Raw genomic sequence first — 14,057 nt, 5'->3', positions numbered from 1 at the left:
TCCACTTGTGCGTCATACGGCTGTAACCACCCGTCCGCCAGCAGATCGAAAGTCAACAATTGGTAAGCCGTCCGGGCTCAATGCGTTCACCTCTTGAACGAGTCAACGCACGTAGATCCTGCATTTCGCTCACATGAGCGATGCTTCACACGCCTGAGTTCAGGTCATAAACGATCAAGGGGTGGCACTGAGTGCCACCCCTTGGAGAAGTGCAGCCGCCCAAGATCCGCTCATCTGAGCGAAACATCTATCAGGCGTGGCGAGAATCACGCCGCGTCGGCCGACCGGATTTCAGCATCCGGACCGCCCTCCCCCGCCGGAAACACGGACGTCACACGCCCATCGCGAGCAGCCGCTCCTCGGCCCGCCCGGGCGCGTAGAGGTGCTCCACCACGAGCGCGCCCGCTCCCACCAGGGCCGCCCGCTCGCCGAGCCGTGAGGTGACCACGTCCAGTCCTGCGGTGGAACGCGGCAGCGCCCGCTGGTAGAGCAGCTCGCGCACCCCCGTGACGAACGGCGTTCCGGCCAGGTCCCCGGCGATCATCAGGACCCCGGGGTTCAGCAGGGTCACCACCGTCGCCAGCACGTCCCCGACCTGCCGTCCGGCCTCCCGGGCGAACGCGGCCGCGCCCGGATGCCCGGAGGCCAGCAGGTCGCGCACGTCCGAGCCGGACGCCGCCGGGACCCCCGTCCCGGCCAGCCTGCGCGCGACCGCGCCTCCGCTGGCGACGGCGGCGAGACAGCCGTACGAGCCGCAGCGGCACAGCGCGTCGGCGCCCTCCGGGACCCGGATGTGCCCGATGTCCCCGGCGCCCCCGTCGATGCCGCGGTAGATCGCGCCCCCGACGACGACACCCGCGCCGATACCGGTGGAGACCTTCACCAGAACGAAGGCCGAGCAGTCGGGGTGGGCCGTGCGCTGCTCCCCGTACGCCATCAGGTTGGCGTCGTTGTCGACGAGGACCGGGACGGCCGGGGCGCCCGTGTGCTCCGTGAGGGCGCGGGTGAGGCGGCCCCTGATGTCGTAGCCGTCCCAGCCCGGCATGATCGGCGGCTGCACGACCCGTCCGGTGTCGGTGTCGACGGGACCGGGCACGGCCAGTCCGATGCCGCACACCTCGTGCGCCCCGTGCCCCGCCTTCTCCAGCAGTTCGCCGAACCAGCGGCCCAGTTCGCCGAGCACGGCGTCCGGTCCGTCCTCGACGCGCAGCGGGCCCGCGTGCTCGGCCAGCAGTTCGCCCGCCAGGGACAGCACGGCCGCGCGCGCGTGGCGGGTGTCGAGGTCGGCGGCGAGGACGACCGCGTGGGCGTCGTCGAATTCCAGGCGGACCGAGGGCCGGCCGCCGAGCGGCGAGTCCACCGGGCCCGCGGCCCCCTCACGCAGCCAGCCGGCGCGGAAGAGCCGGTCGAGGCGCTGGCCGACCGTGGCCCGGGACAGCCCGGTGACCTGCTGCAGGGCGCCCCGGGTGGTGGCCCGGCCGCTGCGCACCAGCTCCAGCAGGTCGCCGGAGCTCGCCTGGCTCCCGGTCCTCCCGGTCCTTGTGGCCATTCCGCTCCTTCCGACGGTTCCGGTCGTGCGAACCCCTTGCGTTCACCAACTCTGCATTACATATTGAGTTTTGCGTGTTAAATAGACGTAACTCTACGGTAGCCACTGCCGAACCGGCCGGCCGCATGTCTTCGGGGAGACCTGAGTGGACCGCACGACGCAGCTCACCGCTCGCCGCACCGAGCGCCCGGATCCCGTACTCATCGCGTCGTCACCGCCCGCCACCCGCCGGGACGAACCCGGGCCGGCGAAGGCTGCCGTACGCGAAACGGCACGGCCCGCAGGATCGCTGCACCTCAGGGCGGCCGAGGTGCTGGAGGGCAACTGGACCGGAACGTCCACCGTGCCCTCCCGCGGCCTGTACCCCCACCAGTGGTCCTGGGACTCGGCGTTCATCGCGATCGGCCTGCGCCACCTGTCGCCCCTGCGGGCGCAGACGGAACTGGAGACGCTGCTCGGCGCGCAGTGGGGCGACGGCCGTGTCCCGCACATCGTGTTCAACCCCTCGGTGCCACTCGACGCGTACTTCCCCAGCCCGGACTTCTGGCGGTCCTCGACCGCGGGACGCTCCGCGGGCGCCCCGCGCACCGTACAGACCTCGGGCATCGTGCAGCCACCGGTGCACGCGCTCGCGGCCTGGCTGGTGCACGTCGCCGACCCGGGCCTGTCGCGCGCGCGGTCCTTCCTGCCCAGGATCTACCCCCGGCTGGCGGCCTGGCACCGCTATCTGCTGCACCGCCGGGACCTGGGCGGCGGGGGCCTCGCCTCGGTCGTCCACCCGTGGGAGCAGGGCATGGACAACGCGCCGAGCTGGGACGCGCCTCTGGCCAGGGTCGCACCCGCGCCGGCCCGCTCCTTCCGCCGCGCGGACCTGGACCACGGCGCGGCCGAGGACCGGCCCACCGACCTCGACTACGGGCGGTACGTGCGGCTCGCGGCGGACTACCGGGACGGGGGATACGCGGATCACCCGACGGGCGCGACCGGCTCCGGCGGCCGGCGGGCCGACGGGTTCGCCGTGGAGGACCCGGCGTTCAACGCCCTGCTGATCGCCTCCGAGCACGCGCTGGCGCGGATCGCCCGGGAACTGGGGGCGACGGGCACCGCCCGGCACGCCCGCGCGGAACGGCTGACGGCCGCGCTGGTGGACCGGCTGTGGGACCCGGCGGAGGGCATGTTCTTCTGCCGCGACCTGCGCGCCGACGGACTGATCCCCGAGCGCGGGGTCTCCGGACTGGTCCCGCTGCTGCTGCCGGCGCTGCCCCGCGGGACCGCGGACACGCTCGTCGCGACGCTGCACGGACCGCACTTCGGACTGGCCGGCGCGACCCGGCTCGTACCGAGCTACGACCTGGCCGGGCACGCCTTCGACCCGCACCGGTACTGGCGGGGTCCGGCCTGGTTCAACACCAACTGGCTGCTGGAACGGGGGCTCAGGGTGCACGGCGAGCACGCGCGGGCGCAGGGGCTGCGCGGCGCCCTGCTGGAGACCGCGGACACGTCCGGGTTCGCCGAGTACGTGGACCCGTACACCGGCGAGGCGTGCGGAGCGCTCGGCTTCAGCTGGACCGCGGCGCTGACGCTGGACCTGCTGCACGAGGCGCCCGACGGGGCGCGCGGCACGACGCGAGAGATCGGCGAGGGCACCGAGGGAGGGGACCTGCGATGACGGAGCGGCATCATCTGCTCGTGCACGGCGGGACGTTCGCGGCCGTGGGCGACGGCGGAGACATCAGCGGAGTGCGCGGCGGCGGTTCGCACTCCGCTCCCGACGGGCTGTTCGTGCGCGACGCCCGGCATCTGAGCCGCTGGCAGCTCACCGTCGACGGCGCCGTGCCCGAGGCGCTGTCACCGGTCGCCGACGGCGACACCGCGCGCTGCGTGCTCGTCCCGCGCGGCGGCCGGCAGGAGCCGCCCGCGTACACGCTCTTCCGTGAACAAGCCGTCACCGAGGGCGCGTTCGTCGAGTCGCTGCGCGTCACCAGCAATCGTCCGGTGGCCACCGCGGTACGCATCGCGGTGACCGCCGACGCGGACTTCACGGACCAGTTCGAACTGCGCTCCGACCACCGCACCTACACGAAGGCCGGCGCCGTCCGCTCCCGCAAGGTCCTCGACGACGGCGTGGAGTTCGGCTACCGGCGCGGGGAGTGGAGCTCCTGCACGACCGTCACGTCCGAACCGGCGCCGGACGGTGTCGAGGAGACCGGCACCGGCGCGCGGCGCCTGGTGTGGACCCTCGATCTCGCGCCGCACGGTTCGGCGGAGCTGGCCCTCCGGGTCGCGGCCCGCCCGCACGGTATGCCGCGCCCGGAGGTGCCCTCGACACCGGCCGCCGCGAACGGCCGACTGCTCGCGCTGGAGGGCGAGTTCGCGCGGGGTGTGCCCTTCCCGAAGGGCTGGCCCGAACTGGCGGCGGCCTGCGCCCGCGGCCTGTCCGACCTGGCCGTGCTCCAGGTTCCCGCGACCGGTCCCGACGGGGAGGAACTGCGCGTCCCGGCCGCCGGGGTGCCCTGGTTCCTGACGCTCCTGGGCCGGGACGCCCTCCTCACCTCGCTGTTCGCGCTGCCCTACCGCCCGCAGCTCGCCGCCGCCACCCTGCCCGCGCTCGCCGCGGCGCAGGCGACGGAGGTCGGGGTGGGAGCGGTGGCCCAGCCGGGCAAGATCGTGCACGAGGTGCGGCACGGCGAGCTGGCGCACTTCGGGCAGGTGCCCTACGGGCGCTACTACGGCTCGGTCGACGCGACTCCGCTGTTCCTCGTGCTGCTGGGCTCGTACGTCGAGCAGACGGGTGATGTCGTGCTCGCCCGCCGGCTGGAGGCCAACGCCCGCGCGGCGATCGGCTGGATGCTCGACCACGGCGGCCTGACCTCGCGCGGCTATCTCGTCTACCGCGCGGACGAGGGCGGTCTCGCCAACCAGAACTGGAAGGACTCCCCCGGCGCCATCTGCTCGGGCGACGGCAGCCGTCCCTCCGGCCCGGTGATGGCCGCGGGTGCGCAGGGGTACGCGTACGACGCGCTGCGCCGCACCGCGCACCTGGCGCGGACGGTCTGGGACGACGAGGTCTACGCGGCACTGCTCGAACAGGCCGCGGGCGACCTCCGGGACAGGTTCCAGCGGGACTTCTGGATGGCGGACCACGCGTTTCCGGCGCTCGCCCTGGACGGCGGGGGGAAGCACGTCGACGCGCTCGCGTCCGACGCCGGGCACCTGCTGTGGTCGGGGCTGCTGGACAAGGAGTACGGGGAACTGGTGGGGCGGCGGCTGCTGGAACCGGACTTCTTCTCCGGGTGGGGCGTGCGGACGGTGGCCGCCGGGCAGGCCGCCTACCATCCGCTGTCGTACCACCGGGGGTCCGTGTGGCCGCACGACAACGCGCTGATCGCGTTGGGGCTGGCGCGGTACGGGCTGCACGACGAGGCCCGTACGGTCGCCCATGCGCTGGTGGACGCGGCCACCGCGGCGGGGCATCGGTTGCCGGAGGTGCTTGCGGGGTACGCGCGTGGGGCTCATGCCGAGCCCGTGCCCTGTCCGCATGCCTGTGTGCGGGAGTCCCGGTCCGCCGCGGCTCCGTTGGCGCTGCTGACTGCCGTCGGAGGGGCGTGACGTCGTCGCCTCCGGCTGGGGTTGGGGGGTTGGGGGGTTGGGGGGTTGGGGGGCTTTCTGTGAGCCCGGGCTGTGGGTGGGTGCCGTGTCCTTGGGTGTCGCGCAGTTCCCCGCGCCCCCTGCGGGGCCCTTGGCCCGGCAGTCCTGTGCCGGTTGAGTGTGGTTGCTCGCGCAGTTCCCCGCGCCCCCTGCGGGGCCCTTGGCCCGGCAGTCCTGTGCCGGTTGAGTGTGGTTGCTCGCGCAGTTCCCCGCGCCCCTGAACCGGGCTCCCGGCCCGGTTCGTCGGGTGCCGGTCGGTCGTGGTTGCTCGCGGCGTTCCCCGCGCCCCCTGCGGGGCCTCCGGCCCAGTCGTCCGGTGCCGGTTGGGTGTGGCCCGGCGCGGCGTTCCCCGCGCCCCTGAACGGGGCGGGGGGTGGCGTCAGCCTCCTGAGGTGGCCAGTTCCGCTTCGTCGCTGATGCCGGCGCAGTCGTAGGGGTCCTTGAGCCAGCCGTCCGGCAGGACGACCCTGTTGTTCCCCGACGTCCGGCCGCGCGGGCCGTCCGCCCCCGTGGGCCACGGCTGGTCGAGGTCCAGCTCCTCCAGGCCCTCGGAGAGCTCGGCGAGCGACGAGGTGATCGCGAGGCGCTTGCGCATCTCCGAGCCGACCGCGAAGCCCTTCAGGTACCAGGCGACGTGCTTGCGGAAGTCGATGACCCCGCGGGCCTCGTCGCCGATCCACTCGCCCAGCAGGGTCGCGTGCCGCACCATGACGGACGCCACCTCGCGCAGGGTCGGACGGGCGTAGTCGTCGCGGCCCTCGAAGGCGGCGACCAGGTCGCCGAAGAGCCACGGCCTGCCCAGGCAGCCGCGGCCGACCACGACGCCGTCGCACCCGGTCTCCCGCACCATCCGCAGCGCGTCCTCCGCCGACCAGATGTCGCCGTTGCCGAGGACGGGGATCTCCGGGACGTGCTCCTTGAGCCGGGCGATGGCGTCCCAGTCGGCCGTTCCGCCGTAGTGCTGCGCGGCCGTGCGGCCGTGCAGCGCGATCGCCGTCACGCCCTCCTCGACCGCGATCCGGCCTGCGTCGAGGAAGGTGATGTGGTCGTCGTCGATGCCCTTGCGCATCTTCATCGTGACGGGGAGGTCGCCCGCCCCGGCGACCGCCTCGCGGAGGATCGCCCGCAGCAGGTTCCGCTTGTACGGCAGCGCGGACCCGCCGCCCTTGCGGGTCACCTTCGGGACGGGGCAGCCGAAGTTCAGGTCGATGTGGTCGGCGAGGCCCTCCTCCGCGATCATGCGGACGGCCTTGCCGACGGTGGCGGGGTCGACGCCGTAGAGCTGGATCGAGCGCGGGGTCTCGGACGCGTCGAAGTGGATCAGCTGCATCGTCTTCTCGTTGCGCTCGACCAGCGCCCGAGTGGTGATCATCTCGCTGACGAACAGGCCCTTGCCCCCGCTGAACTCCCGGCACAGCGTGCGGAACGGCGCGTTCGTGATCCCGGCCATGGGAGCGAGCACGACGGGCGGCCGGACGGTGTGCGGGCCGATCTGCAGAGCGGAGTTCACCGCGGACGTGGACGTGGGCATTCCCCCATTGTCGCGCACGCGCGAGGGTGCCCCGGATGGGCTACTAGTTAGTTAGGCACACTACCGAAATCGGCGTACTCTGGTGGTCATGTCCGAGCCCAGCCACCGCCGACGCATGCTCGTCCTCGCCATCTGCTGCATGAGCCTGCTGATCGTGAGCATCGACAACACCGTCCTCAATGTCGCCCTGCCCTCCATGCAGAAGGACCTGGACGCGAGCCTCGCGGGCCTCCAGTGGACGATCGACGCGTACACGCTCGTACTCGCCGGCCTGCTGATGCTCGCCGGGTCGACGGCCGACCGCATCGGCCGCCGGAAGGTGTTCATGGCGGGCCTGGTCGTCTTCACCATCGGTTCGGTGCTGTGCTCCCTCGCCCCCAGCCTCGAACTGCTCGTCGCCTTCCGGATGGTCCAGGCCGTGGGCGGCTCGATGCTCAACCCGGTGGCGATGTCGATCATCACCAACACGTTCACCGACCCGCGCGAGCGCGCCCGCGCGATCGGCGTCTGGGGCGGGGTGATCGGCATCTCGATGGCCGCGGGGCCGCTGGTCGGCGGGCTCCTGGTGGACTCGGTCGGCTGGCGGTCGATCTTCTGGATCAACCTGCCGGTGGGTCTCGCCGCGCTCCTGCTCACCTTCCGGTACGTCCCCGAGTCGCGCGCGCCCCGGGCCCGCCGCCCCGACCCGGTCGGGCAGCTGCTGGTGATCGCCCTGCTCGGCTCCCTGACGTACGCGATCATCGAGGCGCCCGACTCCGGCGCCACCGAACTCCTCGTCCTCGCGGGCATCGCGCTGGCCGCGCTGGCCGCGCTGCTCCGCTACGAGCCCCGGCGCGACGAACCCCTCATCGACCTGCGCTTCTTCCGGTCGGCCCCGTTCAGCGGGGCCACGGTGGTGGCGGTCAGCGCGTTCGCGGCGCTGGGCGGCTTCCTGTTCCTGTCCACGCTCCACCTCCAGAACGTACGGGGTCTCGACGCCCTGCACGCGGGCCTGTGGATGCTCCCCATGGCGGCCATGACCCTCGTCTGCGGACCGCTGTCGGGCCGGCTCGTCGGCAGCCGCGGTCCCCGCCTCTCCCTGCTGGTCGCCGGCACGGCGATGACCGCGAGCGGGGTGCTCTTCGCCGCGTTCGACGCGGAGAGCGCGAACACGGCCCTCGTCGTCGGCTACCTCCTCTTCGGCCTCGGCTTCGGCTTCGTGAACGCCCCCATCACCAACACGGCCGTCTCCGGGATGCCGCGCGCCCAGGCGGGCGTCGCCGCGGCCGTCGCCTCCACCAGCAGGCAGATCGGCCAGACGCTCGGGGTGGCCGTGGTCGGGGCGGTACTGGCCTCGGGCGTCGGGGCCTCGCCCTACCGTGACGCGTTCGCGTCGGCCGCCCGACCCGCCTGGTGGATCATCACCGGCTGCGGCGTCGTGGTCCTGGTCGTCGGCGCCGTCACCAGCGGACCCTGGGCGCGGCGGACCGCGGAACGCACCGCGCGGCGGCTGGAGAAGCAGGAGGCCAGGACGGCGGCGGAGGTACGGGCCTGACACCGCCCCCCCCCGGACGACGAGGACCCGCATCGCCGCGGGGCGCGGGATTCGCACACAACTCACCACACAAGTGCCACTGTTGATGTTGTTCTTGCTGCACACTCCTTAGCGCGCGCAAGCGGAGCGCGACGACCAGGAGGCGACATGCTGCAGATCAGCACCAGCAAGGTGAGCCGCTGGGACCAGCACGGCCGTGAGCACATAGTCCGCGTCCAGCGCGCGGGCATGCAGCGGACGATCAGATGCGACACGTGCGGCTGGCGCAAGAGCGCGCAGTTCCTGCCGTGGCTGAAGGCCGAGGAGCACCTCGCGGAGGCGCACCAGGCGACGGTCGACCCGACGGAGGCGCAGGGCACGGCGGGCTGACGGTCCCGGGCGGTTCCCGGGGCCGACGGGAACCGCCCGGGTGGTCCGTCCGGATCGGGTGGTCAGGCCCGCAGCCCTCGCAGCACGAGGTCCACGACCGCGCCGAACTCGCCCTCGATCCCAGGCTGTTCCCACTCGTGGGCGTAGTGCGGGTCGTGGAAGCGGCCCGTGGCGTCGAACACGGCGCGGGCCGTCGCCGCGGGGTCCACCGGGGCGAACGTGCCGCGCCGGACCCCGTCCCCGACGATCCCGGCGAGCTGGCCCGTCAGGTCGGCGATGTGGCGCTCCACGACCGCGCTGTTCTCGCCGATGAGCACCTGGTAGGTGGCGAAGAGCTGCGGGTCGTCCCCCGCCTTGTGGCGCTTGGCGGTGAACAGCGCCGTGAACCAGTCGCGCAGGCGCGCCCCGGCGTCGCGGTCCTCGGTCACCAGGCCGGCGAGCGACTGCGACGTGCGGTCCAGCCAGCGCTCGGTCACCGCCTCCCGCAGCGCGGCCTTCGTACGGAAGTGCCGGTACACCGTGCCGTGGCTGACACCGAGCGCGCGGGCCACGTCCACCACGGTGGCCTTCGCCGGGCCGTGGCGGCGCAGCACCTCCTCGGTCGCCGCGAGGATGCGCTCGGCGGTCAGGGTCTCGGTGGTCGCCATGCCGATGACGGTACCCGCAGGCGGGGTCAGCGCTCGCTGTCGAGGTGTGCCATCTGCGCGGCCGGGTAGCGGTCGCCCGCGGCGGCCCCGGCCGGGACGGCCTCCTCGATCGCGGCCAGGTCGGCGGCGTCGAGGGTGACGTCGAGCGCGCCGAGCGCCTCGGTGAGCCGGTCGCGGCGGCGCGCGCCCACCAGCGGCACGATGTCCTCGCCGCGCGACAGCACCCAGGCGATCGCGCACTGGGCCACCGTGACGCCCTTGTTCCGGGCGGTGGCGCGCAGCGCCTCGACGAGGTCGAGGTTGTGCCGGAGGTTGTCCCCCTGGAAGCGGGGGCTCATGGCGCGGAAGTCGTTCGCGGCGAGCGTGCGGTCCCGTGCGAAGTGGCCGGAGATCAGCCCGCGGGACAGTACGCCGTACGCGGTGACGCCGATGCCCAGCTCCCGCACGGCCGGCAGGATCTCGTCCTCGATGCCGCGCGAGATGAGCGAGTACTCGATCTGGAGGTCCGCGATCGGCGCGGTGGCGGCGGCCCTGCGCACGGTCTCCGCGCCGACCTCGCTGAGGCCGATGTGCCGTACGTGGCCCTTCTCGACCAGTTCGGCGATGGCGCCGACGGTCTCCTCGATCGGGACGTCCGGGTCGACCCGGGCGACGCGGTAGACGTCGATGTGGTCGACCCCGAGCCGCTGCAGCGAGTACGCCGCGAAGTTGCGCACCGCGGCGGGCCGCCCGTCGTATCCGGACCAGCTTCCGTCCGGGCCGCGCAGGGCACCGAACTTCACGCTGGTGAGGGCGCGTTCGCGGCGCGCGGCCGGGGCGCTGCGCAGCGCCTCGCCGATGAGCATCTCGTTGTGGCCCATGCCGTAGAAGTCACCGGTGTCGAGGAGCGTGACGCCCGCTTCGAGCGCGGCGTGGATCGTGGCGACGGACTCGGCCCGGTCGGCGTCGCCGTACAGCGCGGACATGCCCATGCAGCCGAGGCCGAGAGCGGAGACGCGGGGGCCTGTGGTGCCGAGGGATCGGGTCTCCATGAGAGCTCCTCCTGGGTCGCTTCGAAAGGTCGCACTCCACCCTCGCATGACAGATGACAGATTTCAATATCTGTCATCTGTCATCTGTCATGCGTCGCCACCTCGCACCTCCGGCCCACGGCGGGCTTCGACCGGACGGCACAGGTGTCGGCGGCGGAGGCCTGGACGTACGGCGACAACGTCAAGGCACTCCAGGGCGTTGAGCGACGCGGGCCGCACGGCCCGGCCGGCCCCGCGCCCGCCTACCGCGGGGTGAGCGCGAGCTTCGCGCCCAGGGCGAGGAACGACCCGGCGAAGGCCCGCCGCAGCCATGCCGTCGCACCGGGCCGTGCGGCGACTTGGCTGCGGAAGGCGCCCGCGAGGACTCCGTACAGGCTGAACACCACCAGGGTCGTCAGCATGAACACCCCGCTGAGCAGCAGCATGCGTGGCACGGACCCGGGCTCCCCGGGGGACACGAACTGCGGCAGGAACGCGAGGAAGAAGACGGTCAGCTTCGGGTTGAGGAGGTTGACCAGCACGCCCCGGACGATGTCCTGCCGCGCGGACCGCGGCGCGGAGTCCTCGTCCACCGCGAGCGCCTCCCGGTCGCGCAGCGTGGCCCGGGCCATGTACAGGAGGTAGCCGACGCCGGCGTACTTGAGGATCTGGAACGCCGTGCCGCTGGTGTGCAGCAGTGCCGCCGCGCCGGTGACGGTGGCCAGCAGGTGCGGCAGGCAGCCCAGGGTGCAGCCGACGGCCGCGACGACACCGGCCCGCCGGCCCCGGGAGAGGCCGGCGGACAGGGTGTGGACGACGCCCGTGCCGGGCGTGGCCACCACCACGAGGGTGGTCAGCAGGAACGCGATGCTCATGGGCCCACCCTGGCGACCCGGCACCCCCCGCCGACAGGTCCAATCGCCGGGCGGCATGGGGGACCAATCGCACGGGCGGCCCGCCGGCCCGGTGTAGGACCCGGCCGGTGGGCGTCCCCCGCGCGGGGTCGGGGCGGCGCGCACCCGGGGGCACTGGTCGCCGCCTCCAGGCGCGTGCCCCGGAGCACGGGCCCCCCGGAACGCGAAAACCCCGGTTCCCTCGCGTCCGTGGCGGACGCGGGGGAACCGGGGTGTGTCACCGGAGCCCGGGCGCGGACCCGGGCCCGACCTCCGGGGAGGCGGTCAGCAGCCGGTAAGGCGCGCGGCCAGGAAGCCCTCGATCTGGTCGAGGGAGACGCGCTCCTGCTTCATCGAGTCGCGCTCGCGCACGGTGACCGCGTTGTCGTCGAGCGTGTCGAAGTCCACGGTCACGCAGAACGGCGTACCGATCTCGTCCTGGCGGCGGTAGCGGCGGCCGATGGCGCCCGCGTCGTCGAACTCGATGTTCCAGTTCTGGCGCAGCGCGGCGGCGAGCCCCTTGGCCTTCGGGGACAGCTCCGGGTTGCGGGACAGCGGCAGGACCGCGACCTTCACCGGGGACAGGCGCGGGTCGAGGCGCAGCACCGTGCGCTTCTCCATCTTGCCCTTGGCGTTGGGGGCCTCGTCCTCGATGTAGGCGTCCAGGAGGAAGGCGAGCATGGCGCGGCCGACACCGGCGGCGGGCTCGATGACGTAGGGGGTCCAGCGCTCGCCGGCCTCCTGGTCGAAGTACGAGAGGTCCTGGCCGGACGCCTTGGAGTGGGCCGACAGGTCGTAGTCGGTGCGGTTGGCGACGCCCTCCAGCTCGCCCCACTCGTTGCCGCCGAACTGGAAGCGGTACTCGATGTCGGCGGTGCGCTTGGAGTAGTGGGAGAGCTTCTCGGCCGGGTGGTCGTACCAGCGCATGTTCTCCTCGCGCATGCCGAGGCCCGTGTACCAGTTCCAGCGCTCCTGCATCCAGTACTCCTGCCACTTCTCGTCCTCGCCCGGCTTGACGAAGAACTCCATCTCCATCTGCTCGAACTCGCGGGTCCGGAAGATGAAGTTGCCGGGCGTGATCTCGTTGCGGAAGGACTTGCCCATCTGCGCGATGCCGAACGGCGGCTTGCGGCGCGAGGTCTGCTGGACCTGGGCGAAGTTGGTGAAGATGCCCTGCGCGGTCTCGGGCCGCAGGTAGGCGACGGAGCCGCTGTCCTGGGTCGGGCCGAGGTGCGTCGAGAGCAGGCCGGAGAACTGCTTGGGCTCCGTGAAGGTGCCCTTGTTGCCGCAGTTGGGGCAGTTGAGGTCCGTGAGCCCGTTCTCCGGGGCGTGGCCCTTCTTCTCCTCGTACGCCTCCTCCAGGTGGTCCGCGCGGTAGCGCTTGTGGCACGAGGTGCACTCGGTGAGCGGGTCGGAGAAGGTGGCGACGTGACCGGAGGCCACCCACACCTCGGGGGCCAGGATCACGGACGAGTCGAGACCGACGACGTCCTCGCGCGCGGTGACCATGTACCGCCACCACTGGCGCTTCAGGTTCTCCTTGAGCTCGACGCCCAGCGGTCCGTAGTCCCAGGCGGCCTTCGTGCCGCCGTAGATCTCACTGCTGGGGAATACGAAGCCACGGCGCTTGCTCAGGCTGACGATGGTGTCGATCTTGTCGGCGGCCACGGTGCTCTCTTCATTACGACGACGGCGACGAAGCGATTGCTTCAGAGCGAATGCTTCAGATTACCGGCGGCCCCGCCCCCCGGATCAAATCGGTTGGGGGTCTCGGCCCGGACCCGGCTCACCTCCCCGCCCATACCGGGATGAAGCCCAGATCACAGCACCGGTTATTGACAATCGTTTCCAGCTTCATTGAAAATGACTGTCATGAACGTACGACGACGCCTCATATCCGGTACCGCCGTCACGGCGGCCACCGTGCTCGGTCTCGGCACCCTCTCCGCCTGCTCCGACTCGACAGCGGCCGACGGCGCGGGAGGCGGAAGGCTCGACGTCGTGTCGTCGTTCTACCCGATGCAGTACCTCGCCGAGCAGATAGGCGGGGACCACGTCGCCGTCCACAGCCTGACCGAGCCGGGCCAGGAGCCGCACGACCTGGAGATCAGCGCCAGGCAGACCGCGCAGCTCCAGGAGGCGGACGTCGTCCTCTACCTCAAGAACCTCCAGCCCGCGGTCGACGACGCGGTGGCGCAGTCCGGGACCAGGACCAAGATCGACGCAGCCTCGCTGACCTCCCTGGAGGAGCACGGCACCGAGGTCGGCGGCCACGCGGCAGGCCACGACGAGCACGAGGACGAGCACGACGACGGGCACGGCCACGAGGAGTCCGGCAAGGACCCGCACATCTGGCTCGACCCCGTGAAGTACGCCGAGGTCGCCGAGGGTGTGGGCAAGGCCCTGGCGAAGGCGGACCCGGACCACGCCGCCGACTACCGGAAGAACACCGCGGACCTGGTGAAGAGGCTCGGCGACCTCGACACCCGCTTCGAGGACGGGCTGCGGAACACGTCGACGAAGGTCTTCATCACCACGCACGCGGCGTTCGGCTACCTCGCCGAGCGCTACGGCCTCACCGAGGAGGCCATCAACGGCCTGGACCCGGAGAGCGAGCCGAGCGCCAAGCGCGTCAAGGACCTCGCCGGGACGGCCGAGGCCGACGGCGTCTCCACGATCTTCTACGAGACGCTCGTGAGCGACAGGACCGCGAAGACCCTCGCGAAGGACTCCGGTCTGCGGACGGACGTGCTCGACCCGATCGAGGGCATCACCGACAAGTCCCGCGGCGACGACTACATCCAGGTCATGGACGCCAATCTCAAGGCACTGCAGACGGCGCTGGGCGCCAAGTGACGAGCCCCCGGAGGACGGCG

At 72.3% G+C, this 14,057-nt stretch carries 11 protein-coding genes; 5 read left to right on the top strand and 6 right to left on the bottom strand.

Annotated elements, in window-relative coordinates:
• Positions 1 to 331 precede the first annotated feature (331 nt).
• Entirely contained in the window at positions 332 to 1,549 is a 1,218-nt protein-coding gene (locus IE265_RS11745) for an ROK family transcriptional regulator (RefSeq protein ID WP_190035404.1), read from the bottom strand.
• A 145-nt stretch (positions 1,550 to 1,694) separates the two neighbouring features.
• Here IE265_RS11745 and IE265_RS11740 point away from each other — a divergent pair, with 145 nt between their 5' ends.
• Complete coding sequence (locus tag IE265_RS11740) at positions 1,695 to 3,218, top strand: MGH1-like glycoside hydrolase domain-containing protein (RefSeq protein ID WP_190035403.1); 1,524 nt, start codon at positions 1,695 to 1,697, stop codon at positions 3,216 to 3,218.
• Positions 3,215 to 5,158 carry an amylo-alpha-1,6-glucosidase gene (locus IE265_RS11735; RefSeq protein ID WP_190035402.1) on the top strand — a complete coding sequence of 648 codons (1,944 nt, stop codon included), beginning with the start codon at positions 3,215 to 3,217 and terminating at the stop codon, positions 5,156 to 5,158. The genes IE265_RS11740 and IE265_RS11735 overlap by 4 nt, the downstream gene beginning before the upstream one ends.
• A 418-nt stretch (positions 5,159 to 5,576) precedes the next feature.
• On the opposite strand, the gene dusB is transcribed toward IE265_RS11735, so the two are convergent.
• Positions 5,577 to 6,728 carry a tRNA dihydrouridine synthase DusB gene (gene dusB / locus IE265_RS11730; RefSeq protein WP_190035401.1) on the bottom strand — a complete coding sequence of 384 codons (1,152 nt, stop codon included), beginning with the start codon at positions 6,726 to 6,728 and terminating at the stop codon, positions 5,577 to 5,579.
• Between the two features lie 88 nt (positions 6,729 to 6,816).
• On the opposite strand from dusB, the gene IE265_RS11725 reads away from it, so the two are divergent.
• Together IE265_RS11725 and IE265_RS11720 are read left to right on the top strand one after the other, a co-directional pair.
• Positions 6,817 to 8,262: an MFS transporter gene (locus tag IE265_RS11725; protein ID WP_190035400.1), complete on the top strand. Its 1,446-nt coding sequence runs from the start codon at positions 6,817 to 6,819 to the stop codon at positions 8,260 to 8,262.
• A gap of 147 nt (positions 8,263 to 8,409) precedes the next feature.
• Positions 8,410 to 8,631 carry a hypothetical protein gene (locus tag IE265_RS11720; protein ID WP_190035399.1) on the top strand — a complete coding sequence of 74 codons (222 nt, stop codon included), beginning with the start codon at positions 8,410 to 8,412 and terminating at the stop codon, positions 8,629 to 8,631.
• 62 nt (positions 8,632 to 8,693) lie between these two features.
• Here the strand turns inward: IE265_RS11720 and IE265_RS11715 are convergent, their stop codons facing one another.
• The 4 genes from IE265_RS11715 to IE265_RS11700 all read right to left on the bottom strand — a co-directional run bounded on the left by IE265_RS11715 (position 8,694) and on the right by IE265_RS11700 (position 12,849).
• Positions 8,694 to 9,278: a TetR/AcrR family transcriptional regulator gene (locus tag IE265_RS11715; RefSeq protein WP_190035398.1), complete on the bottom strand. Its 585-nt coding sequence runs from the start codon at positions 9,276 to 9,278 to the stop codon at positions 8,694 to 8,696.
• Between the two features lie 26 nt (positions 9,279 to 9,304).
• Positions 9,305 to 10,309: an aldo/keto reductase gene (locus IE265_RS11710; RefSeq protein ID WP_190035397.1), complete on the bottom strand. Its 1,005-nt coding sequence runs from the start codon at positions 10,307 to 10,309 to the stop codon at positions 9,305 to 9,307.
• Positions 10,310 to 10,551: 242 nt separating this feature from the next.
• Positions 10,552 to 11,163, bottom strand: a complete 612-nt coding sequence (locus IE265_RS11705; protein WP_190035396.1) for a LysE family translocator — start codon at positions 11,161 to 11,163, stop codon at positions 10,552 to 10,554.
• Positions 11,164 to 11,466: 303 nt separating this feature from the next.
• Positions 11,467 to 12,849 carry a glycine--tRNA ligase gene (locus IE265_RS11700; protein WP_190035395.1) on the bottom strand — a complete coding sequence of 461 codons (1,383 nt, stop codon included), beginning with the start codon at positions 12,847 to 12,849 and terminating at the stop codon, positions 11,467 to 11,469.
• 204 nt (positions 12,850 to 13,053) lie between these two features.
• On the opposite strand from IE265_RS11700, the gene IE265_RS11695 reads away from it, so the two are divergent.
• Positions 13,054 to 14,037 carry a metal ABC transporter substrate-binding protein gene (locus IE265_RS11695; protein WP_190035394.1) on the top strand — a complete coding sequence of 328 codons (984 nt, stop codon included), beginning with the start codon at positions 13,054 to 13,056 and terminating at the stop codon, positions 14,035 to 14,037.
• The last annotated feature ends 20 nt before the right edge of the window (positions 14,038 to 14,057 follow it).

The organism is Streptomyces fructofermentans (genome assembly GCF_014651055.1).
In the GTDB taxonomy this organism is placed as follows: Bacteria; Actinomycetota; Actinomycetes; order Streptomycetales; family Streptomycetaceae; genus Streptomyces; species Streptomyces fructofermentans.
The sequence above is the reverse complement of the archived record's forward strand: the minus strand, read 5'-3'. Positions and strand labels throughout refer to the sequence as shown.